The sequence below is a fragment of the Serratia sp. CY82433 genome, assembly GCF_052166535.1.
Taxonomy (GTDB): domain Bacteria; phylum Pseudomonadota; class Gammaproteobacteria; order Enterobacterales; family Enterobacteriaceae; genus Serratia; species Serratia sarumanii.
In genome coordinates this window covers 1,334,045-1,355,418 of sequence record NZ_JBJNOR010000001.1, presented here as the reverse complement: position 1 = coordinate 1,355,418, position 21,374 = coordinate 1,334,045, and the positions used below count along the sequence as shown (strand labels likewise).

Genomic DNA, 21,374 nt, shown 5'->3' with positions numbered 1-21,374 from the left:
AGGCGCTTTACCGCCCCGCCGTCACAATTTTTCCCCTCGCCCCTTTACCGGCGGATCGTCTGCGGCTCATGATATTGACAGTGATGACAGCAGTAACACCGTTTTCAGGTAAGGAGCCTCGGGTGGAAAGAAGCGTTTTTTATATTTCGGATGGTACGGCGATCACCGCCGAAGTGCTGGGACACGCGGTGCTGTCGCAGTTCCCGGTCACGGCGACCACCTATACCCTGCCGTTTGTCGAAACCGAGGCGCGCGCTCGCGCAGTTCGCCAACAAATCGATGATATCTATAATGAAACCGGCGTGCGGCCGCTGGTGTTTTACTCCATCATCTCGCCGGAAGTGCGCGATGTGATCGTGCAGAGCCAGGGCTTCTGCCAGGATATCGTGCAGGCGCTGGTCGGCCCGCTGCAGGGCGAGCTGGAAGTGGAGCCGACGCCGGTGCCGAACCGCACCCACGGTCTGACCGCCAGCAACCTCGGCAAGTACGACGCGCGCATTGCCGCCATCGACTATACGCTGGCGCACGACGACGGCATTTCGCTGCGCAACCTCGATCAGGCGCAGGTGATCCTGCTCGGCGTGTCGCGCTGCGGCAAAACCCCCACCAGCCTTTATCTGGCGATGCAGTTCGGCATCCGCGCCGCCAACTACCCGTTTATCGCCGACGATATGGACAATTTGCACCTGCCGGCCTCGCTGAAACCGTTTCAGCATAAATTATTCGGCCTGACCATCGATCCGGAACGCCTGGCGGCGATCCGCGAGGAACGGCGTGAAAACAGCCGTTACGCTTCATTGCGCCAGTGCCGTATGGAGATCGCCGAAGTCGAGGCGCTGTTCCGCAAAAATCAGATCCGCTACCTCAATACCACCAACTATTCGGTCGAAGAGATCTCCACCAAAATCCTCGACATCCTCGGCATGAGCCGCCGCATGTTCTGACCTTTTCCTCGCGGGGCCGCCGCGCCCCGCCACCTGCCGTTTATTTCAGCAGCCGCTGATTTTTTTGTGCTTTTTTTCGCGGCTTTGATCAACAGAACACAATCTCTACGGTTGAATTCAGCGCTTTTTGCGTTATTGTGATCGCCATCACTTCCCGGCACTCCTGCCGCAGAGAAGAACAGTTTCCAGGGAACAACATGCACAAAACAGATGAACTGCGGACCGCGCGCATCGACAGCCTCGTCACGCCGCAAGCGTTGGCGGACAAGCTGCCGATCTCGGCGGCCGTCGCCGACAACGTGACCGCGTCACGAAAACGCATTGAAAAAATCCTCACCGGTGAAGACCGCCGCCTGCTGGTGGTGATCGGCCCCTGCTCCATCCACGATCTCGACGCCGCCGTCGATTACGCCGGCCGGTTGAACGCCCTGCGCGAACGCTACCAGGATCGCCTGGAGATCGTGATGCGCACCTATTTCGAAAAACCGCGCACCGTCGTCGGCTGGAAAGGCCTGATATCCGATCCGGCGCTGGACGGCACCTTCCAGGTCAACCGTGGCATCGAAATGGCGCGCCGCCTGCTGCTGGAAGTGAACCAGCTCGGCCTGCCGACCGCCACCGAATTCCTGGACATGGTGGTCGGCCAATACATCGCCGATCTGATCAGCTGGGGCGCCATCGGCGCGCGCACCACCGAAAGCCAGATCCACCGTGAAATGGCCTCGGCGCTCTCCTGCCCGGTCGGCTTCAAAAACGGCACCGACGGCAACACCCGCATCGCCATCGACGCCATTCGCGCGGCGCGCGCCGGGCACATGTTCCTGTCGCCAGACAAACATGGCCAAATGACCATCTACCAGACCAGCGGCAACCCGTACGGCCACATCATCATGCGCGGCGGCAAAACGCCGAACTATCACGCCAGCGACATCGCCGCCGCCTGCGACAGCCTGCGCGAGTTCGATCTGCCGGAACACCTGGTGATCGACTTCAGCCACGGCAACTGCCAGAAAATGCACCGCCGCCAGCTGGAAGTGGCCGACAACGTCTGCCAACAGATCCGCGCCGGCTCCGCCGCCATCACCGGCGTGATGGCGGAAAGCTTCCTGGTGGAAGGCACGCAGAAGATCGTCGCCGGCCAGCCGCTGACCTATGGCCAGTCAATCACCGATCCTTGCCTGAGCTGGTCCGACAGCGAACAGTTGCTGGCGATGCTGGCGGATGCGGTCGATAGCCGTTTCTGACGCAACCTAGGCCGGGGCTTCGCCCCGGCTTTATCCCTCCCGCACCGCTCATCTATACTGATTGCAACCTATTTGCACCCGCCGAAACGCACCTGGAGCCCCGGCATGATTCACTCTCTGTTATCCATCCCCTGCGTCACGCTGCAGGGCGAGCAAAAAACGCTGGGCGATTTCCCGGCGCGCGCTTATCTGGTGGTCAACACCGCCAGCAAGTGCGGCTTCACCCCGCAATACCGCGGGCTGGAAAATTTGTGGCAATACTATCGCGAACGCGGCCTGGTGGTGCTCGGCTTCCCTTGCAACCAGTTTGGTTCTCAGGAGCCGGGCAGCCCGCTGGAGATCGCCAACTTTTGCAGCCTCAACTACGGCGTCAGTTTCCCGCTGTTCAGCAAGATAGACGTTAACGGCCCCGGCGCGCACCCGCTGTTCAATGAGTTGAAACGCCTGGCGCCCGGCATTCTGGGCAGCCGCCGCATCAAATGGAATTTCACCAAGTTCCTGCTCACCGCCGACGGCCAGCGCGTCACGCGCTTTGCGCCGATCACCAAACCCGAACGCCTGTTTGACCGCATCGAAACCCTGCTGAAATAACGCCCTTTTTTACGGGCCGGGTACGCTCGGCCCGCCGCCGGATGTCCATTCGACAAAAAGGTTCCATCGGTAAGAAAATTTTCCTTGATGTAACCTTTCCTTCACATGATAATGATTCTCAGTTTGATATTAATTACCATTTAATGGTCTGTTTTATAAGCACAATGATAATGGATACTGCCAACACGCCTACCCCCGCCGCCGCGGCCCCGACCGAGCACAGCGCAAACGCGCCGCCCAGCTACGACAGCGCACAGCTGCTCGGCGCCGACGGCATCGCGTTCATTACCCATCAGGGCCAGCGCTATCAGCTGCGGCAGACCAAAGCCGGGAAATTGATCCTGACCAAATAACCACAGAACCCTCAAACGCCAGCCACCCCGATCTTTTGATCCAGGCAGCCAGCAAATCTATTGATATGTTTTATTACATACGGAGAGTTGCACCATGCCTCTGACATTTTCCACCCGGCTGCGTTTTTCCGCTTTGAGTCTGGCGATTGCCTGCGCTCTGCCTACGGTGGCCTTGGCACAAAACACCAGCACAACATCCTCTTCCAACGCGGCGCCGGCCAAAAAAGCCAAAGCCGCCGACGAGACCATGACCGTGGTCGCCACCGGCAACCAGCGCAGCAGCTTTGAAGCGCCGATGATGGTCACGGTCATCGAAGGCAACTCGCCGGAAAGCCAGACCGCCACCTCGGCCGCCGATATGCTGCGCCGCGTGCCGGGCATCACCGTCAACGGCACCGGGCGCAGCAACGGCCAGGACGTGACGATGCGTGGCTACGGCAAAAACGGCGTGCTGACGCTGGTCGACGGCATCCGCCAGGGGACCGATACCGGCCATATCGGCGGCACCTTCCTCGATCCGGCGCTGGTGAAACGCATTGAAATCGTGCGCGGCCCCTCCGCGTTGCTGTACGGCAGCGGCGCGCTGGGCGGCGTTATCGCCTACGAGACCGTTGATGCCGCCGATCTGCTGCTGCCGGGCCACGATAGCGGGTTCCGCGTCTACGGCACCGCCGGCAGCGGCGATCACAGCCTGGGCATGGGCGCCAGCGCCTACGGCAAGACCGATAACCTCGATGGTTTGCTGTCTTTCGGCACCCGCGACGTCGGCGATCTGCGCCAGGGCAACGGCTTCGATGCGCCTAACGACGAAACCATCAGCAACGTGCTGGCCAAAGGCACCTGGAAGATCGACGACAATCAGTCGCTGAGCGGCGATCTGCGCTACTACAACAACAGCGCTCAAGAACCGAAAAATCCGCAGACGCCGGGCAGCTCGAGCGGCAACCCGATGACCAACCGCTCGACCATCCAGCGCGATGCGGCATTGAGCTATAAGCTCAAGCCGGTCGGCCAGGATTGGCTGGACGCCACCGCCAAGTTGTACACCTCGGAAGTCAAAATCAATGCACACAACGCCGGCGCGACCGACGAATTCCGCAAGCAGACCACCAACGGCGGCAAGCTGGAAAACCGCACGCGCCTGTTCGCCGACAGCTTTGCGTCACACCTGCTGACCTACGGCTCCGAGATCTATGAACAGAAACAGCAGCCGGGCGGCGCCACCACCAGCTTCCCGCAGGCCAAGATAAACTTCGCCTCCGGCTGGCTGCAGGATGAAATTACGCTGCGCGACATTCCGGTCACCGTGCTGGCAGGCACGCGCTACGACGATTACAAAGGCAGCAGCCAGGGCCACGAAGACGTCAAGGCCGACAAATGGTCGTCCCGCGGAGCCCTGAGCTACTCGCCGACCGACTGGCTGATGCTGTTCGGTTCCTATTCCCAGGCCTTCCGTGCCCCGACCATGGGCGAGATGTACAACGATTCGCGCCACTTCCCCGGCAACTATTGGGTGCCCAATCCTAATCTGCGGCCGGAAACCACCAGCACCACCGAAGCCGGTTTCGGGCTGCGCTTCGACGATCTGCTGCTGGCGGATGACAGCCTGCAATTCAAGGCCAGTTACTTCGATACCGACGCCAAAGACTACATCTTCATGTATGTCACTCGCACGCAGACCGCCTCAGCGAATATCTCTCGCGCCAAAATTTGGGGTTGGGACACCTCGCTGAACTATCAGACCAAGTGGTTTAACTGGGATCTGGCTTACAACCGTACACGCGGCAAGGACAAGTCTCGCAATGGCGAGCTGAACGCGAAAAGCGGCGATTGGCTGGCCGACATCAGCCCGGATACCGTTACCAGCTCGCTGGACGTGCCGCTGGGCGAAACCGGTCTGTCCGCCGGCTGGGTCGCCACCTTCGCCGAACGCGCCAAGCGAGTGCCCGCCACCTACTCGGAACAAGGCGGCTATGGCGTCAACGACTTCTATCTGAGCTACAAGGGCCGCGATCGGCTGCAGGGCATGACCACCACCGTGGTGCTGGGCAACGCCTTCGACAAGGAATATTACTCGCCGCAGGGCGTCCCGCAGGATGGCCGCAACGCCAAACTGCTGGTCAGCTACCAGTGGTAATCATTTGACTATCTGGCGGACAACCCGGTTGTCCGCCGTTCGCATTACAGCGCAGGAGAATCCCGCATGAGCAACACCCTATACGAACGCTACCAACAGGCTAAAATCGATCACCCCGGCAAATACGCCCGCGATCTGGCGGCGATCCTCGGCGTCAGCGAAGCGGAGCTGACGCACGCCCGCGTCGGCCACGACACCCGCCGCCTGCAGGCCGACGCGCGCACCCTGCTGACCGAGCTTGAGCAGGTCGGCGTCACCAAGTCCATCACCCGCAACAGCTATGCGGTGCATGAGCAGATGGGCCGCTACCGCAATCAGCACCTCAACGGCCACGCCGGGCTGATCCTCAACCCACGCGAGCTGGATCTGCGCCTGTTCCTCAACCACTGGACCAGCGTCTTCGCCATGAGCGAAACCAACAAGCGCGGCGTGCGCCACAGCATTCAGTTCTTCGACCAACAGGGCGATGCGCTGCACAAGGTCTACACCACCGAGGAAACCGATCTGCCGGCCTGGATGGCGCTGGTGGAGCGCCACCTGAGCGAAGAAAACCCGGCGCTGGCGCTGCAGCCCGCCGAGGCGGCAACCACCGATGAAACGACGCAGGATCATGCCAAAATCGACGGTGAGTGGCGCGCGATGACCGACGTTCACCAGTTCTTCCAGCTGCTGAGCCGCAACAAGCTGACGCGCCAACAGGCCTTCCGCGCCGTCGGCGACGATCTGGCCTACCAGGTGGACAACAGCGCGCTGTCGCAGCTGCTCGAAGCGGCGCAGCAACAGCAAAACGAGATCATGATCTTCGTCGGCAACCGCGGCTGCGTGCAGATCTTCACCGGCCAGATCGAACGTTTGATGCCGCAGGAAGGCTGGATCAACGTGTTCAACCGCCGCTTCACGCTGCACCTGATTGAAGACGCCATCGCCGAAAGCTGGATCACCCGTAAACCGACCAAGGACGGCATCGTCACCAGCCTGGAGCTGTTCGCCGCCGACGGCACGCAGATCGCGCAGCTGTATGGCCAGCGCACCGAAGGCCAGCCGGAACAAACCCAGTGGCGCGAGCAGGTTGCCGCGCTCGCCGCCAAGGACATCGCCGCATGAAATCTTCCTTGATCCGCCGCCTGGCGTTGATGATGTCGCTGGCGCTGCCGCTCACCGCCTCGGCGGCGCAGCGCATCGTCTCGATCGGCGGCGACGTGACGGAAATCGCCTTCGCGCTCGGCGCCGGCGACGAGGTGGTCGCCCGCGACAGCACCAGTCTGCATCCGGAAGCGGTGAAAAAGCTGCCGGACGTCGGCTACATGCGCCAGCTGAACGCCGAAGGCATTTTGGCGCTGAAGCCGACGCTGGTGCTGACGACCGAGCTGGCACAGCCGGCGCTGGTGCTCAAACAGCTGGCGGACAGCGGCGTCAACGTGGTCAGCGTGCCGGGTGACACCACCCTGCAGGCGGTGCCGCAAAAAATCGCCGCGATCGCCGCCGCGCTGCAACGCGTTGAGCAAGGCAAACAGCTGAGCGAGCGCTATCGACAACAGCTGGCGGCGGTCGATACCTCCCCGCTGCCGGTCAAGGTGCTGTTCGTAATGAGCCACGGCGGCATTACGCCGATGGCCGCCGGGCAACACACCGCTGCCGACGCGGTGATCGCCGCCGCCGGGCTGAAAAACGCCATGCAGGGCTTTGACCGCTACCGGCCGCTGTCGCAGGAAGGCGTCATCGCCAGCGCGCCGGATCTGTTGCTGGTCACTACCGACGGCGTGCGCACCCTCGGCGGCGAACAGCAGTTGTGGACGCTGCCGGGCCTGGCGTTGACGCCGGCAGGCAAGCAGCGCCGCGTGCTGATCGTCGATGACATGGCGCTGCTGGGCTTCGGTCTGGAAACGCCGGCGGCGCTGGCCAAGCTGCGCCACGCGGCGGAGCAAAAGTAATGCGCTGTCGCACCTCGCCTCAGCTGGCCATCATCGGTCTGCTGGTGCTGCTGACGCTGCTGGCGCTGGTCGCCGCCAACCTGGGCGCGCTGACGCTGTCGTTTCGCACCCTATGGCGCGAGCCCTTCAGCGACGCAGCCTGGCACATCTGGTTGAACATTCGCCTGCCGCGCGTGCTGCTGGCGGTGGTGATCGGCTGCGCGCTGGCGGTGTCCGGCGCCGTGATGCAAGGGCTGTTCCGCAACCCGCTGGCGGATCCGAGCCTGCTGGGCATCAGCAGCGGCGGCGCGCTGTTTGTCGCGCTGTTCATCGTGATGCCGCTGGCGTTGCCGGTGACGATCGCGCTGTACGGTCATATGCTGGCGGCGTTCCTCGGCAGCCTGCTGGTGTCATTATTGATCTACGGCATCAGCCGCAGCGGGCACGGCAATCTGTCGCGGCTGCTGCTGGCGGGCATCGCCATCAACGCCCTGTGCATGGCGGCCATCGGCGTGCTCTCTTACGTCAGCAGCGATCAACAGCTGCGCCAGTTCTCGCTGTGGATGATGGGCAGCCTCAGCCAGTCGCAGTGGCCGACCCTGGCGGTTTCCGCCTCGCTGATCCTGCCTGCGGCGCTGCTGACGCTGCTGCAGGCGCGCCGGCTGAACCTGTTGCAGCTGGGGGACGAAGAGGCCCACTACCTCGGGGTGAACGTCCAGCGCGCCAAGCTGCAGCTGCTGTTGCTGAGCGCCCTGCTGATCGGCGCGGCGGTAGCGATGAGCGGTGTGATCGGCTTCGTCGGCCTGGTGGTGCCGCATCTGGTGCGCATGCGCCTCGGCGGCGATCACCGCTGGCTGCTGCCCTGCTCCGCGCTGGGCGGCGCCAGCCTGTTGCTGGTCAGCGATACGCTGGCGCGCACGCTGGTGGCGCCGGCCGAAATGCCGGTGGGGCTGATGACCAGCCTGATCGGCGGTCCCTATTTCTTGTGGCTGGTGATGCGCCAGCGGGAGCGAGCCGGTGGATAACACCGCCTGCCTGACAGCCCGGGAGCTGCGTTACAGCCTCGGTACGCGCCGGTTGATCAACGACGTTTCGCTCAGCCTTGCCGGCGGTGAAATGGTGGCGATTATCGGCCCTAACGGCGCCGGCAAATCGACGCTGCTGCGCTTGCTGACCGGCTATTTGACGCCGGACTGCGGCGAATGTCGGCTGCTTGACCGCCCGCTGGAACACTGGGCGCCGCAACAGTTGGCCAAAGTCCGGGCCGTGATGCGCCAGTACAGCGATTTGGCGTTTCCGTTCAGCGTGGAAGAAGTGGTCAGCATGGGGCGTTCGCCGCACGGCAAACGCGACGAGCATCAGGCGATCCAACAGGTGATGGCGCAAACCGACTGCCTGGCGCTGGCGCAGCGCGACTACCGCCAGCTGTCCGGCGGCGAACAACAGCGGGTGCAGCTGGCGCGGGTGTTGGCGCAGCTGTGGCAACCGCAGCCGTCCCCCGCCTGGCTGTTCCTCGACGAACCGACCTCGGCGCTGGATCTGTATCACCAGCAGCACACCCTGCGCCTGCTGCGCTCGCTGACACGCCAACAGCCGCTGGGCGTCTGCTGCGTGCTGCACGATCTCAATCTGGCCGCGCTGTACGCCGATCGGATCCTGCTGTTGCATCAGGGGCGGTTGGTGGCGAGCGGCACGCCGCAGGAAGTGTTGCAAACGGAGATCCTCACCCGCTGGTATCAGGCCGATCTCGGCGTGGTGCATCATCCCGAAGTGTCGCTGCCGCAGGTCTACCTGCGCCAATAAAAAATTTAAGGGCGCTATCAAGCGCCCTTTCTTCATCTCAGCTGGAGCAGGAAATCTCCAGGTGCTTGCCCCAGTCCGGCGGCAGCGCGGCGAGATCGTCATACTCCGGCACATCGTCGAACGGCCGCAGCAGGGCCTGATGCAATCGCTGCAAACGGCCCACGTCGTCGTTCTCCGCGTCCTCAATCGCCTGCTGCGCCAGGTAGTTGCGCAGGATCAGCCGCGGATTCACCGCCTTCATCGCCCGTTGCCGCTCCGCATCGCTCACCTGCTCCTGTTGCAAACGCTGACGATACTGCTGATACCAAGCGTCGAACGCCGCGCGATCGATAAACTCGTCGCGCAGCGGCGACTGCGCCTGCTGCTGTTCGGTCTCGCTCAACAGGCGGAACGTGCGGGTATAGTCCCGCCCTTCCTGCGCCATCAGGCTCAACAGACCGGTGAGCACGTCGTTGTCCTGCGCCGTCGGCGTGAAGAAGCCGAGTTTGGCGCGCATCTGTTCGCCATAGGCGCGCATCAGCGCCGGCTCATACGCCGCCAGCGCCTGCTGCAGCTGTTCGGTGGTCATCAGCCCCGATAGGGTCTGCGCCAGACGATGCAGGTTCCACAACGCCACCGCCGGCTGATTGTCGAAGGCGTAACGCCCCTGGTGATCGGAATGGTTGCAGATATAGCCGGGCTGGTAGTCGTCAAGGAAGCCGTAAGGGCCGTAATCGATGGTGATACCGAGAATCGACATGTTGTCGGTGTTCATCACGCCGTGCGCGAAACCGACGGTTTGCCAATGGGCGATCAGGCGCGCCGTGCGTTCGACCACGTCGGTAAACCACAACAGGTAGCGCTCGGCCTGATCCTGCAGCTGCGGCCAGTGACGGGCAATGACGAAATCCGCCAGCTGCCGTACCTGCTCCGGCTGTTTACGGTAGTAAAAGTGTTCGAAGTGGCCGAAGCGCACGTGGCTTTCCGCCACCCGCATCAGCATGGCACCGCGTTCCGGCTGCTCGCGGAATACCGGCTGCCTGCTGGTGACGATGGTCAACGCTCGGGTGGTGGGGATCCCCAAATGGTGCAGCGCCTCAGAGGCCAGAAACTCGCGGATAACCGAACGCAGCACCGCGCGGCCGTCCCCCATGCGCGAATACGGCGTCAGCCCGGCGCCCTTCAGGTGCCAGTCGCGGTGGCTGCCGTCCGCCAGAACCTGTTCGCCAAGCAAAATGCCGCGGCCATCGCCCAACTGCCCGGCCCACACGCCGAACTGGTGGCCACTGTACACCTGCGCCAGCGGCTGCATGCCCGGCAGCAGCGTTTCTCCCGCCCAAATCGGGGTTTTATCCTGAGTAAACCAGCTTTCATCCAGCCCCAGCTCGCGCGCCAGCGGCTCGCTGTGGTACAGCAGGCGCGCATCCTTGAGCGGCGTCGGGTTCAGAGCGGTGTAGAAGCCGGGTAACTGTTGGTAGTAAGCGTTATCGAACTGCGGCATAGGCCCTCCGTTTCAGCGTAGTGTAGAGCCTGAACGAGCGGATTAACACCGAAGGAATGCAGGGAGAACGCATCCGCCTGTCGTCAGGACGGATGCGGGGAGTTTGGCGTTCCGCCTGGCTGAGGAAGCGCGGTTTAATGCCGGCTGATAAACGGTGTTATCAGCCCAACAACGAGGATCAATAACGGTAGCGGAATCACGGTAACCTCACTCCGCGCATGATTTACCTCATTGTGTGTAATTTTTTATATCACTTCTTAATTATTGAACTCGCTGGGCGTCGCCAGCAAAGCTTTCAGATTATCCACACCAACGCTGGGCCATAAAAAACCTTGCAGACCTAAAACACCGGCGTACCTGAGTTTATTAAAATACTCTTTTTTCTCTATTCCTCCGACGATCACGCCTTTACATAACAGGTTGATATTCTTTAACAACGAGTCGATGACCACGTCATATCCCTGATGGGTAAACAGCTGCCAGTAAAAACGCTTGTCTATCTTTACGTAGTCAAACAAACCATCGTACAACGCGGTCAGCGTGGCTTTACCGGAACCGAAATCATCGAGCCACAGCGTAAACATTTCGCTTAATCGCCGCACGCTCGGGTTGTTCTTCCCGGCCGAAAGATTCGGAAAACTCTCACTCACTTCAAATGCAATAAAAGGATATTGCCCGATCCGCTGGCACAACGCCGAATCGGAAAGAATAAGCTCAACGATGGTTTCTTCGATATTGATGGTCAACTGCACGTTGTTACCGGTAAACCAAGCCGCATGCTGCTCCGCAAGTTTCAGTTGCTCATTAAATAACTCAATCCTTTGTTCAGGCGCCAATAAATTAATCCCAATTTCGGCCGGCATGGCTAAATCACCGTCGAGACTGTTGAATCGGCTCAACATTTCCACCGCCAACAGCCCGCCCTCCATTGAGTAAACAGGTTGAAAAACATAGCTACTAATAAAGTCAGCTTCGAGTTGGATGTTCATTTTAATGCCACAGGATGAATGGCTAGCGTATCATCGTATATCAATATATTTTATCGATCAATCCCTCTGGGATTAATCGGAAATATCAATGTAAATACCCATGAAATATCATTTAATTGATAGATTAAAGCTATACGACAATCGTGAAAGGCGCAAAGAAAAGCAGCCGAACTTATGCCATGGCGCCCGCCAAACGCGTTATGTGAAAAGGTATTTGGCTTAAGTAGAATGGATTGACGGCCAAATTTGACTTATCTCCTTTGTTTTATTTAAGAAAAATCTTAAATAAAGTAAAATAATCTTCCCGCCTTAACGCCGATTTTTCCTGCCGTTAACGATGACTGATTAAATTTAATAACGCATCAATTCCGCCCGTTATTCTCGGCATTGAAAACGCAAAAAAATGCCCACCTTGATTTTCAGAAAATCTGCGCTACCGCCGTGCAAAACGTCGATTTCAGCGATAAAAAAAGGGATGAGCACGCTCATCCCTTCATCACCTGGCCTCCGCTAACGGATCGTTTCACTCAGCCATTGCCGCAGTTCGGCTAATTCGGCCGCCTGCTGAGGATAGTCCGCCATCAGTCGATCACAGCAGGCGGCAACGGGCTCGCTTCGATACGGGCAGCCCACCAGCATATCCGCCAGCCGCTGCAGCGGGGCAGGATTAAGGCTGTCGGTGAACGCCTGCGCGCGAACGATAGCCCCCTTCTCCACATCGAAGAACAGGTCTACGCCGCCCCAGACAAAGCGCTCGTTAAGCAAGTGGCTGAACGCTGGCGCCTTGCCGAAATTCCATTCCCAGCTGCTTTGTTTGGCGAACTGCGCGGCAAAATCGGGCAGATCGGGGAACACGTCCGGCGAAATGATCTCCGGCTCGGCCGTTTCGCCATAGTGGGCGAAGAAAGCCTGCACGATGGCGTCGCATACCTGCTCATGGCTGATGCCCGGCAAAAACTCCGCCAGATTGGCGACGCGTGAACGCACCGAGGTGATGCCCTTGGCCTGCAGCTTTTTGGGATCCGGATTGAGGTAGTTCGCCAGCCGTTCCAGATCGGCGTTCAGCAGCAGCGTGCCGTGGTGGAAACCGCGATCCTGGGTTTCTCGATAGGCCGAGCCGGATATTTTACGCGGCCCGTCGGCGGTTTCCATCACCAGATCGTTGCGCCCCGACGCACTAGCCGCGACGCCCAGCTGCCGCAGCGCTTGCAGAATGATGTCGGTCGAGACGCTCTTGTCGTAGCCCGGCTTGCCGGCCATAAAGGTGAAGCAGGTATTGCCCAGATCGTGAAATACCGCCCCGCCGCCGCTGCTGCGCCGCGCCAGCCGAATGCCGTCCTGCTCCATGCGCCGGGTGTTGCACTCTTTCCAGGGGTTCTGCGACTGGCCAATCACCACCGTTTCGGCATTGCGCCACAGGAAGAGAATTTTTTGCGTGGTCATTTCGCGGAAAATGCACTCTTCCACCGCCAGGTTGAACCAGGGATCGTAGGAGTCGGAGATCAGTAAACGCAGGCTGTTCATGGCAGGCACCGTCCAAAACATGAGATGCCGCCATGATACACCAAATCAATGGGTTAAGGCTAAATGCGTCGCGCCTGCCAGTACACCCGCTTCCAGTAGACGTTATCGAGCGAGGAGCGGATCACTCCACGGCTGGTCGACGCGTGGATAAATTGGTCGTTGGTATCGTAAATGCCGACGTGCAGGCCGTTCTCACCGCCGCCGGTTTTGAAAAACACCAGATCGCCCGGCATCAGCTCATCGCGTGAGACCTTGGTGCCCAGCGAGGTCTGTTCTTCGGTCGAACGCGGCAGTTGCATGTCGAAGCGATCGCGGAACGTGCGGTAAACAAAGCCGGAACAATCTACCCCGCCCCGATCCAGGCCGCCGTAACGGTATGGCGTGCCGTACCACTGGCGCAGCTGCTCATTGAGCTGGGCCACCACCACGATAGAGTCCGCCAGGCGGCCGCTGGGCGGCGGCGCATGGCTGCTGCACCCGGCGAGGATCAAACTGGCTAATAAAAACCACACACGCATCCGCATAATATCCCTTCATTGAACACGTTGCCGCATTATGCCATCCGGTACACCACCACACCGCCTGCGAGGCAAAGCCGGCACCACGTAAGGAGAGCGCTATTTGGCGTTAATTTATCTCCCGCACGGGGAAAAAGGCAAGCGCCATAAGGGAGATAATGACAGGATCGCCGGTTTTGGCCCTATTCCGGCGATTTAGTCTCGGACTTGCTGTTAATCAGCCAGACGCCGAACAGAATAAACAGCGTGCCCAGCGTTTTCAGCAGCGTAGCGGACTCGTTGAACCACGGCAGGATCACCGCCGCCAGATAGACCAGCGCATAACTGACGCTCAACAGAGGATAAGCGCGGTTTAACGGCAGGTGGCGCAGCGCAAAGAACCAACACAGCATCGACAGCGCATAACCGCAGATGCCGCCGCCCACCGCCAACAGCGGCAGCCAGTAGCCGCCGATCAGCGCCAACGAGACGTCGGCGAACGACATCAGCGGGATTTGCACCATGCCCCACTTCATCAGCAACTGCGCCAACGTCACCAGCAACACGCTGGCGGCGCCCCAGGCATAGCCCCTCATGAATGCACGCTCATCAGCAGGATCCCCAACATAATCGACGCTACGCCGCACCAGTGGCGGGCGGTCGTCGGCTCATGAAACAGCCAGCGCGCCGCCAGCGTCACCATCACGAAGTTCAGGCTGAGCATCGGGTAAGCCAGGCTGAGCGGCAGGCGTTGCAGCACATTGAGCCACACCGCCATGCCCAGCCCCAGCAGCAGCACCGCCAGCGCCAACCAGCGCAGCGTCAGCTTCAGCCGCGCCTCGTCCGCCCGTTCCCAACAGTGCGCCGCCTGTTTCTGGCACAGCTGCCCACCACAGGTGAGCAGGCTGACCACAATCACCAACAGAAAACCCATCATGGTTGCTGTTTATACCACATCAGCACCAGGCGGTTCATGCGATCCACCTTGTCTGCGGCGGGCAGTTCCTGCGGCAGCGCTTCGCCACGGGACAGCTGCAGCACCAGCGACACGTTCCCCTGCTTGCGCGCCTGCGCCAGCCACTGCGGGAAGTCGGCATCGCTGATCAAGTGCCCCTTGGCGTCCGGGTACTCCAGACCATAGGCCACCTCGCCTTTCTGGCTGTACATCAGCACGTCGCTGCGCTTCAGCTCCCAGGCCAGGCCGGCCGCCAGCCCGACGCTGTCGCTCAACACATAGCGGCTGTCGCTCAGTTCGGCCATCGTGGCGCGGGCAAAGTTTTGCGGCAGTTTGGAATCGGTCACCTGTTGCGGGATGGCGTAACCGATCACCAGGCACAGCAGCACCGGGCAAGCCGCCGCCCAGCGCCATTGGCGGCCGTTGTCGCGTACGGAAACCAGCGCGAACAGCAGCCAGCCGCCGAAGGCGATCAGGCCGAGTACCAGTTTCGGCCACTCCTGCGGAGTAAACAGATGTGCCTTCGGCAGCAGACCGGCGCTCAACACCACCAGCGCCACGATGCCGATCAGGCCGAACAGGCCGTTCAGCCAGGCGTTGGCCTTGAACAGCCTGGCGCGCAGCGTGGCGGCGTAGTCTTCCGCATAGGCGGTCATCAGCAGCGCCAGCGGGGCCATGCACGGCAGAATGTAGGTCGGCAGCTTGCCTTTGGCGATGCTGAAGAAGATCAGCGGCATCAGCGCCCAGCTCAGCAGGAAGAACAGCTCCGGACGCTGTACGCGCTCGCGCCAACCCTTGAGCAGCGCACCGGGCAGCAGCGCCAGCCACGGCAGCACCGCCGCCAGCAGGACCGGCAGGTAATACCAGAACGGCGCCTTGTGCTGGGCGTTATCTTCGGCGAAACGCTGAATATGCTCGACCCAGAAGAAGTAATTCCAGAAATCGGGTTCGCGTTGCGCGATCGCCAGCGCCCACGGCAGGCTGAGCAGCGTAGCGGTCACGATCGCCACCGGGCCATAACACAGCAGATCCTTGATGCGGCGTTGCTGAATGACGATCGGGATCACCGCGATCACCGGCACCGCCAGCGCCAGGAAGCCCTTGGTCATAAAGCCCATGCCGCAGGCCAGGCCCAGCAACGCGTAAGCGCCCAGCTTGCCTTTGACCGAGGTGGCTTTCAGCGTCAGGTAATAACTGACCATCGCCGCCGCCAGCCACAGCGAGATCATCGGATCCAGCACGCTGTAGGTGCCGATGCTGAACACCAGTACCATCGACAGGAACATCAGCGCCGCCAGGCTGGCGCGGCGCGCATTGCGCCACATCAGCATCGCCAGCGCGAACACCAGCAGCGCGGTCATGCCGGTGCTGAACACCGAGCCGAAACGCACCGCAAAGTTGTTTTCGCCAAACAGCCACTGGCTGATGTTATTGAACCAGTAACCCGCCACCGGCTTTTCGAAATAGCGCAACCCCAGCAGGTGCGGCACGACCCAATCGCCGCGCTGCAGCATTTCACGGCTGATCTCGGCATAACGCGTCTCATCCGGCTGCCACAGCAGGCGGCCGTTAAGCGGGATCAGGTAAACCAGAGCAAAAAAAACGGCCAGCACAATGGCCCAGGATCCTTTTAGCGCCTTCATGTAACGTCCTTCACATCGGTTTGACAGCCCAGCCAACCTTCGCGGCCGGGGAAAGGAGCGCGCTTGATGCGGCCCAACGGCAGTGACGCCAAATCTTGCGGTAACAGCGCGCTCAGCGGACAGAATTCGATGCCCTGCCGCTGTGCGCGTTGCAATAACTGTTCGAACATCGCCGCCTGCGACATGCCTTCCACTTCGGTGTGAATGGTGTACACCGGCACGCCGCGATCGTTCTCGATGGCGCGCAGAATATAGTCGTTGAAGTCGGCCATGCTGACTTCGCTGCCAATCACTTCATCGAAGGTCGGCAGCGTCACCGGGATCTGCACCGTACCGTGGCGCCCGTCGCTCAGCACCGGACGGAACGGATGGGTGCCGCGGCAATCGCTGTTGTAATGGAAGCCGAAGCGTTGTTTGACCTCCAGCACGCGCGTATCGGCGCGCCAGCCCGCCACGGCGGAGCATTTCACCGGCTGGCCGGTGCAAGCGCTCAGGGCGTCGACGCCCAGCTGCACCTGTTCGGTCAGCTGCGCCTCGCTCCACTTGCCGACCCTGGCCTGCCACCCCTGGTGATCCCAGGCGTGCAGCCCGACCTCATGGCCGGCTTCGGCGGTGCGCTTCATCAGCGGCCCCAGCGCGCGTGAAATGTTGCGCCCCGGCCAGGCGGTGCCGGCCAGCAGAATGTCCAGACCGTACAGCGAGGCGGCGTTCGAACGCAGCATTTTCCACAAAAATTTCGGACGCAAAAGGCGCCAAAGATGGCGCCCCATGTTGTCCGGTCCCACGCTGAAGAAGAAGCTGGCCTGAATGTCGTACTTTTCGAACAGGTCCAGCAACTGCGGCACCCCTTCACGGGTGCCGCTGAAGGTATCTACATCAACCCGCAGACCGACTTTCTTCATGCACCGTTCCCTTCCTGAACGGTAGTGCGCAGGAAGTAGTCCAGCGTATCGGCGATGGTTTGCTTCATCTCGATGGTCGGCTGCCAGCCCAGCAGGCGGTGAGCGTTTTTGATGCTCGGCGTGCGGTGCTCGACGTCCTGGTAACCTTTACCGTAGTAGCTGCTGCTCTCCACATCCTTGAAGCCGGCAAACGGCGGGAAGCGGTCGCGCAACGGGTGGTTGTTGAAGCTTTCCAGCAGCATTTCCGCCAGCTCGCGAATGCTCGCTTCGTTGGTCGGGTTGCCGATGTTGACGATCTGGCCGTCACACAGGCCGTCGCGGTTCTCGATGATGCGGAACAGCGCTTCGATGCCGTCGTTGATGTCGGTGAAGCAACGTTTCTGCGCGCCGCCGTCCATCAGTTTGATCGGCGAACCTTCCACCAGGTTGAGGATCAGCTGGGTGATGGCGCGGGAAGAACCGATACGCGCCGCGTCCAGGTTATCCAGGCGCGGCCCCATCCAGTTGAACGGACGGAACAGCGTGAACTTCAGGCCTTCTTTGGCGCCGTAAGCCCAGATCACCCGATCCAGCAGCTGCTTGGAGACCGAATAGATCCAGCGCTGCTTGTTGATCGGCCCGACGATCAGGCGTGAATGGTCTTCGTCGAACTCTTTGTCGTCGCACATGCCGTACACTTCAGAGGTGGACGGGAAGATGATGCGCTTGTTGTATTTCACGCAGTCGCGAACAATCTTCAGGTTTTCTTCGAAGTCCAGCTCGAACACGCGCAGCGGGTTACGGGTGTATTCGATCGGCGTCGCGATCGCCACCAGCGGCAGCACCACGTCGCATTTCTTGATGTGATACTCGATCCACTCGGAGTGGATGCTGATGTCGCCTTCCACGAAGTGGAAGCGCGGGTTGTCGAGGAAGCGGCTGATGGCGTCAGAGCCGATATCCAGACCGTAGATGTCGTAGCGATCGTCGCGCAGCAGGCGCTCGGTCAGGTGGTTGCCGATGAAGCCGTTGACCCCGAGGATCAGTACGCGGGTGCGGCGTTTCATCGCGGCGTTCGGCTTGGCGGCCAGACGCACGTCGGTGACGATGCCCATTTCCTGCGCCAGGCGGCTGCCCTGCACGTACAGACCGCTGTCGTTTTGACCGGCGACGATCTCCAGCGCGCCTTCGCCACAGGCGATGACCAGCGGCGAGGTGCTCAGCACGGTGCCCGGCTGCTTATCGTGTTGGGTATCCAGCACGCGAGAGCGCCAGACGATCAGCTGGCGCTGGCCGAGGTAGCTGAACGCCCCCGGGTACGGCTCGGTGACGGCGCGCACCAGGTTGTTGATCTCTTGGGCGGATTTGTGCCACAGGATCTCGCCGTCCGCCGCGCTGCGGCGGCCGAAGTAGCTGGCCTGGGACTCATCCTGCTTGGTGAAGGTGGCGGTGCCGTTCTTCAGCTTCGGCAGTTGCTCTTTCAACACGATCTGCGCGGCTTCCAGCACTTTTTTGTGCAGCGTCAGCGCGGTATCGCTGTCGGCGATGGCCACTTTTTGCTGCCCGACGATGTCGCCGGCGTCCGGGCGTTTCACCATCTTGTGCAGCGTGGCGCCGGTTTCGGTTTCGCCGTTCACCAGCGCCCAGTTCACCGGCGCACGGCCACGGTAACGTGGCAGCAGCGAACCGTGCAGATTGAAACCGCCCTGCGGTGCCAGCGACAGGATCTCGTCGCTCAGCATGTGGCGGTAATAGAACGAGAAGATCACGTCCGGCTGCAGTGCGCGAATGCGGTCAACCCACAGCGGGTGGTTTACGTCCTCTGGCGCATAGACCGGCAGATCCAATTCGGCGCCCAAACGGGCCACGGAGGAGAAGAAGTTGTTCTCGCCAGGGTCGTCGGTGTGCGTGAACACGGCCTGCACGTCATAACCCGCCTCAGTCAGCGCTTTCAGACCGGCGCAGCCAATATCATGGTAAGCAAATACAATAGCTTTCATCATTCTTCTTCCTGAGTATTGTGGCCCTGCTGTGCACCGACCACTTTCTGAACAAAATAGCGAGGACGCGCGCGCACGTCGGTATAGATGCGGCCGATGTATTCACCCAGCAGCCCCATGCCGACAAACTGGGCGCCGATAAAGGTGAACAGGACGGCGAAAAGGGTGAACACGCCGCCGGCGGCCCATTCAGGGCCGAGCAGCAGACGCAGCGCTATCAGCACCAGCGCCAGCACAAACCCGGACAGCGCCACGATGCTGCCGACCACGCTGAGCAAACGCAGCGGCGTGGTGGTCAGGCAGGTGATCAAGTCATACATCAGGTTGATCAGCTTCATCAGGCTGTACTTGGAGTCACCAAACTCGCGTTCGGCGTGACGCACGTCGATCTCGGTCGTGCGGCGGGCGAAGGTATTCGCCAGGATCGGGATAAAGGTGCTGCGCTCATGGCAGTGCAGCATCGCCTCAACGATATGACGACGGTAGGCGCGCAGCATGCAGCCGTAGTCCCCCATCGACTTGCCGGTGGCGCGTTGAATCATCATGTTGATCACGCGCGAGGCGCTTTTGCGGAACCAGGAGTCCTGACGGTTGGCGCGCACGGTGCCCACCACGTCATAGCCCTCTTCCGCCACGCTGACCAGCCGTGGGATCTCCTCCGGCGGGTTCTGCAGATCGGCGTCCAGCGTAATCACCAGATCGCCGGTCACCTGATTGAAACCGGCCATAATGGCCGAGTGCTGGCCATAGTTGCGGTTCAGCAAGACGGCGATCACGTGGCTATCCGGCTTTTCCGCCGCCGCAGTCAGCATGTCAGCGGAGTTGTCGCTGCTGCCATCGTCGACGAGGATGATTTCATAAGGTTGAGATAACTGCTTACAGGCGGCAGTAGTCCGCTCCAGCAACGCCGGCAGGCTTTCCTGCTCGTTGTATACCGGGATGACTACCGAGACTTTTTTAATCGGTTCAACGCGAGGCACGTAAAGACTCCACAACAGAAGACAAGGCATTGACCACGCGATCCACGTCGGCGTCGGTCATATCAGGGAATAGCGGTAAGGTGCACAGCCGCGCCGAGTTCCATTCGGTATTCGGCAAAGAAAGCTGCGGATAACGCTCACGGTAGAATTTCTGAGTATGCGCGGCGCGGAAATGCAGCCCGGTGCCGACGCCAACCTCTTTCAGGCGCTCCATCAGCTGGTCGCGATCGATGCCGCAACGCGCGGGATCGACGCGGACCATAAACAGGTGCCAGGCGTGATCATGCGGATAATCCGGCACGCCCAACGGTTGGAACGGCGAGCCTTCCAGCGCGCTCAGGTAGCGCTGTGCCAGCGCCTTACGGCGCGCGTTCAGCTCAGCAAAGCGCGACAGCTGCACCACGGCGATCGCCGCATGAATGTCGGACAGGTTGTATTTGTAACCCGGCTCCACCACTTCGGCCTGCGGTTTGCGGCCAAGCTGCTGGCGATCGAAGGCATCGACGGCCAGACCGTGGAACTTCAGGCAACGCAGGCGATCCGCCAGCGCATCGTCGTCGGTGGCGATCAGGCCGCCTTCGGCACAGGTCACGTTTTTAATCGCGTGGAAAGAGAAAATCGCCGTGCCGCGTGCGCCGACCCATTCGCCGTTGTAGCGCGTGCCGACCGCGTGGGCGGCGTCTTCGATCAGCGGCAAGCGATGGCGTGCGGCTACGGCGCGCAGCGCATCCATTTGCAGGGGAGCACCGGCGTAATGCACCGGAACAATCGCTTTGGTGTTCGGGGTGATGGCAGCCTCGACATCGGCGGCGCTGACCATCAACGTATCACGGTCAACGTCGATCATCACCGGCGTGGCGCCCAGCAGCTCGATCATGTTGAGGGTGGAGACCCAGGTTTGCGAAGGGGTGATGACTTCGTCGCCGGGGCCGATACCCAGCGCCATCAGCGTGATGTGCATACCCGCCGTGGCGGAACTGACGGCGATGGCGTGCTTACAGCCGAAAGTGGAGCAGAAGTCGCTTTCCAGTTGCTGGTTTTGCGGCCCGGTGGTGATCCAACCGGAACGCAACACTTTCTCTACCGCGGCGATTTCTTCATCGCCGATGGCCGGACGAGAGAAAGGCAAAAATTGATCCATAGTTAACCCCAAACGTATCGAGCTGCTTTTGATGACACTGTAAATCCCTTTCGTTTAACGAATATTAAACGCCAGAGAAGAATCGTTTCCGTGGATTAACTGACAATGTAAGGCCGCAAGCTTAACTAAACCTTAAGACGAGACGTGTCATCAGTGGGAGAACTGATGGATAGGTGCCGTCATCATTAATTTAAATTTACTATGAAAATCAATTTATTATATATATTAATAATTATTTACTTATTTTATTTTTGCCGAATCAAGCCTAGCACGTCATTGACGCTTTTCAATAAAACCCACGA

The 21,374-nt window shown here is 60.5% G+C and carries 20 protein-coding genes; 9 read left to right on the top strand and 11 right to left on the bottom strand.

All coding sequences use genetic code 11. The features are described from left to right. Positions 1–83: 83 nt before the first annotated feature. From ppsR to ACJ8PI_RS06710, 9 genes are all read left to right on the top strand, one after another. Positions 84–944 (top strand): posphoenolpyruvate synthetase regulatory kinase/phosphorylase PpsR, encoded by an 861-nt coding sequence (gene ppsR, locus ACJ8PI_RS06750; protein ID WP_049234269.1) that lies wholly within the window; start codon positions 84–86, stop codon positions 942–944. A 197-nt stretch (positions 945–1,141) separates the two neighbouring features. After that, complete coding sequence (locus tag ACJ8PI_RS06745; RefSeq protein ID WP_004931381.1) at positions 1,142–2,188, top strand: 3-deoxy-7-phosphoheptulonate synthase; 1,047 nt, start codon at positions 1,142–1,144, stop codon at positions 2,186–2,188. Between the two features lie 105 nt (positions 2,189–2,293). After that, positions 2,294–2,779, top strand: coding sequence for a glutathione peroxidase (locus ACJ8PI_RS06740; RefSeq protein WP_038871031.1), 486 nt, complete (start codon positions 2,294–2,296; stop codon positions 2,777–2,779). Between the two features lie 170 nt (positions 2,780–2,949). Continuing rightward, complete coding sequence (gene hemP / locus ACJ8PI_RS06735) at positions 2,950–3,132, top strand: hemin uptake protein HemP (protein WP_016927944.1); 183 nt, start codon at positions 2,950–2,952, stop codon at positions 3,130–3,132. A gap of 94 nt (positions 3,133–3,226) precedes the next feature. Next, on the top strand, positions 3,227–5,269 hold the full coding sequence (locus tag ACJ8PI_RS06730; RefSeq protein WP_049212652.1) for a TonB-dependent hemoglobin/transferrin/lactoferrin family receptor: 2,043 nt from the start codon (positions 3,227–3,229) through the stop codon (positions 5,267–5,269). A gap of 66 nt (positions 5,270–5,335) precedes the next feature. Next, positions 5,336–6,373, top strand: coding sequence for a hemin-degrading factor (locus ACJ8PI_RS06725; protein ID WP_033638353.1), 1,038 nt, complete (start codon positions 5,336–5,338; stop codon positions 6,371–6,373). Next, a complete protein-coding gene (locus tag ACJ8PI_RS06720; RefSeq protein WP_164134287.1) occupies positions 6,370–7,200 on the top strand; it encodes a heme/hemin ABC transporter substrate-binding protein in 831 nt (276 codons plus the stop codon). The genes ACJ8PI_RS06725 and ACJ8PI_RS06720 overlap by 4 nt, the downstream gene beginning before the upstream one ends. Further along, a complete protein-coding gene (locus ACJ8PI_RS06715; protein ID WP_164134288.1) occupies positions 7,200–8,204 on the top strand; it encodes a FecCD family ABC transporter permease in 1,005 nt (334 codons plus the stop codon). Before ACJ8PI_RS06720 ends, ACJ8PI_RS06715 begins: the two co-directional genes overlap by 1 nt. Then, positions 8,197–8,982: a heme ABC transporter ATP-binding protein gene (locus ACJ8PI_RS06710; protein WP_164134289.1), complete on the top strand. Its 786-nt coding sequence runs from the start codon at positions 8,197–8,199 to the stop codon at positions 8,980–8,982. Before ACJ8PI_RS06715 ends, ACJ8PI_RS06710 begins: the two co-directional genes overlap by 8 nt. A gap of 37 nt (positions 8,983–9,019) precedes the next feature. Here the strand turns inward: ACJ8PI_RS06710 and ACJ8PI_RS06705 are convergent, their stop codons facing one another. The 11 genes from ACJ8PI_RS06705 to arnB all read right to left on the bottom strand — a co-directional run bounded on the left by ACJ8PI_RS06705 (position 9,020) and on the right by arnB (position 21,072). Further along, positions 9,020–10,462, bottom strand: coding sequence for a protein adenylyltransferase SelO (locus ACJ8PI_RS06705; protein WP_033653924.1), 1,443 nt, complete (start codon positions 10,460–10,462; stop codon positions 9,020–9,022). A 257-nt stretch (positions 10,463–10,719) separates the two neighbouring features. Further along, positions 10,720–11,451: an EAL domain-containing protein gene (locus ACJ8PI_RS06700; protein WP_399573725.1), complete on the bottom strand. Its 732-nt coding sequence runs from the start codon at positions 11,449–11,451 to the stop codon at positions 10,720–10,722. Positions 11,452–11,961: 510 nt separating this feature from the next. Next, positions 11,962–12,975, bottom strand: coding sequence for a lipoate--protein ligase A (locus ACJ8PI_RS06695; RefSeq protein ID WP_164134290.1), 1,014 nt, complete (start codon positions 12,973–12,975; stop codon positions 11,962–11,964). A 59-nt stretch (positions 12,976–13,034) separates the two neighbouring features. Then, positions 13,035–13,499 (bottom strand): NlpC/P60 family protein, encoded by a 465-nt coding sequence (locus ACJ8PI_RS06690; RefSeq protein ID WP_016927954.1) that lies wholly within the window; start codon positions 13,497–13,499, stop codon positions 13,035–13,037. A gap of 176 nt (positions 13,500–13,675) precedes the next feature. After that, positions 13,676–14,068 (bottom strand): 4-amino-4-deoxy-L-arabinose-phosphoundecaprenol flippase subunit ArnF, encoded by a 393-nt coding sequence (gene arnF / locus ACJ8PI_RS06685; protein ID WP_033638346.1) that lies wholly within the window; start codon positions 14,066–14,068, stop codon positions 13,676–13,678. Further along, positions 14,065–14,409: a 4-amino-4-deoxy-L-arabinose-phosphoundecaprenol flippase subunit ArnE gene (gene arnE, locus ACJ8PI_RS06680; RefSeq protein ID WP_033653923.1), complete on the bottom strand. Its 345-nt coding sequence runs from the start codon at positions 14,407–14,409 to the stop codon at positions 14,065–14,067. The genes arnF and arnE overlap by 4 nt, the downstream gene beginning before the upstream one ends. Continuing rightward, a complete protein-coding gene (gene arnT, locus ACJ8PI_RS06675) occupies positions 14,406–16,070 on the bottom strand; it encodes a lipid IV(A) 4-amino-4-deoxy-L-arabinosyltransferase (protein WP_103773982.1) in 1,665 nt (554 codons plus the stop codon). Before arnT ends, arnE begins: the two co-directional genes overlap by 4 nt. Further along, a complete protein-coding gene (gene arnD, locus ACJ8PI_RS06670; protein ID WP_049234258.1) occupies positions 16,067–16,972 on the bottom strand; it encodes a 4-deoxy-4-formamido-L-arabinose-phosphoundecaprenol deformylase in 906 nt (301 codons plus the stop codon). Before arnD ends, arnT begins: the two co-directional genes overlap by 4 nt. Continuing rightward, a complete protein-coding gene (gene arnA / locus ACJ8PI_RS06665; protein ID WP_033653939.1) occupies positions 16,969–18,951 on the bottom strand; it encodes a bifunctional UDP-4-amino-4-deoxy-L-arabinose formyltransferase/UDP-glucuronic acid oxidase ArnA in 1,983 nt (660 codons plus the stop codon). The genes arnD and arnA overlap by 4 nt, the downstream gene beginning before the upstream one ends. Next, positions 18,951–19,961 (bottom strand): undecaprenyl-phosphate 4-deoxy-4-formamido-L-arabinose transferase, encoded by a 1,011-nt coding sequence (gene arnC / locus ACJ8PI_RS06660; RefSeq protein ID WP_194243198.1) that lies wholly within the window; start codon positions 19,959–19,961, stop codon positions 18,951–18,953. Before arnC ends, arnA begins: the two co-directional genes overlap by 1 nt. Continuing rightward, a complete protein-coding gene (gene arnB, locus ACJ8PI_RS06655) occupies positions 19,918–21,072 on the bottom strand; it encodes a UDP-4-amino-4-deoxy-L-arabinose aminotransferase (RefSeq protein ID WP_033638335.1) in 1,155 nt (384 codons plus the stop codon). Before arnB ends, arnC begins: the two co-directional genes overlap by 44 nt. Between the last annotated feature and the right edge of the window lie 302 nt (positions 21,073–21,374).

Coding starts and splice junctions, on each gene's coding strand:
- ACJ8PI_RS06730 (WP_049212652.1), top strand. CDS start 3,227: ATGCCTCTGACATTTTCCACCCGGCTGCGTTTTTCCGCTTTGAGTCTG.
- arnT (WP_103773982.1), bottom strand. CDS start 16,070: ATGAAGGCGCTAAAAGGATCCTGGGCCATTGTGCTGGCCGTTTTTTTT.
- arnC (WP_194243198.1), bottom strand. CDS start 19,961: ATGCCTTGTCTTCTGTTGTGGAGTCTTTACGTGCCTCGCGTTGAACCG.
- arnD (WP_049234258.1), bottom strand. CDS start 16,972: ATGAAGAAAGTCGGTCTGCGGGTTGATGTAGATACCTTCAGCGGCACC.
- arnA (WP_033653939.1), bottom strand. CDS start 18,951: ATGAAAGCTATTGTATTTGCTTACCATGATATTGGCTGCGCCGGTCTG.
- arnE (WP_033653923.1), bottom strand. CDS start 14,409: ATGATGGGTTTTCTGTTGGTGATTGTGGTCAGCCTGCTCACCTGTGGT.
- hemP (WP_016927944.1), top strand. CDS start 2,950: ATGGATACTGCCAACACGCCTACCCCCGCCGCCGCGGCCCCGACCGAG.
- ACJ8PI_RS06700 (WP_399573725.1), bottom strand. CDS start 11,451: ATGAACATCCAACTCGAAGCTGACTTTATTAGTAGCTATGTTTTTCAA.
- arnF (WP_033638346.1), bottom strand. CDS start 14,068: ATGAGGGGCTATGCCTGGGGCGCCGCCAGCGTGTTGCTGGTGACGTTG.
- ACJ8PI_RS06725 (WP_033638353.1), top strand. CDS start 5,336: ATGAGCAACACCCTATACGAACGCTACCAACAGGCTAAAATCGATCAC.
- arnB (WP_033638335.1), bottom strand. CDS start 21,072: ATGGATCAATTTTTGCCTTTCTCTCGTCCGGCCATCGGCGATGAAGAA.
- ACJ8PI_RS06695 (WP_164134290.1), bottom strand. CDS start 12,975: ATGAACAGCCTGCGTTTACTGATCTCCGACTCCTACGATCCCTGGTTC.
- ACJ8PI_RS06705 (WP_033653924.1), bottom strand. CDS start 10,462: ATGCCGCAGTTCGATAACGCTTACTACCAACAGTTACCCGGCTTCTAC.
- ACJ8PI_RS06690 (WP_016927954.1), bottom strand. CDS start 13,499: ATGCGGATGCGTGTGTGGTTTTTATTAGCCAGTTTGATCCTCGCCGGG.
- ppsR (WP_049234269.1), top strand. CDS start 84: ATGACAGCAGTAACACCGTTTTCAGGTAAGGAGCCTCGGGTGGAAAGA.
- ACJ8PI_RS06715 (WP_164134288.1), top strand. CDS start 7,200: ATGCGCTGTCGCACCTCGCCTCAGCTGGCCATCATCGGTCTGCTGGTG.
- ACJ8PI_RS06745 (WP_004931381.1), top strand. CDS start 1,142: ATGCACAAAACAGATGAACTGCGGACCGCGCGCATCGACAGCCTCGTC.
- ACJ8PI_RS06740 (WP_038871031.1), top strand. CDS start 2,294: ATGATTCACTCTCTGTTATCCATCCCCTGCGTCACGCTGCAGGGCGAG.
- ACJ8PI_RS06720 (WP_164134287.1), top strand. CDS start 6,370: ATGAAATCTTCCTTGATCCGCCGCCTGGCGTTGATGATGTCGCTGGCG.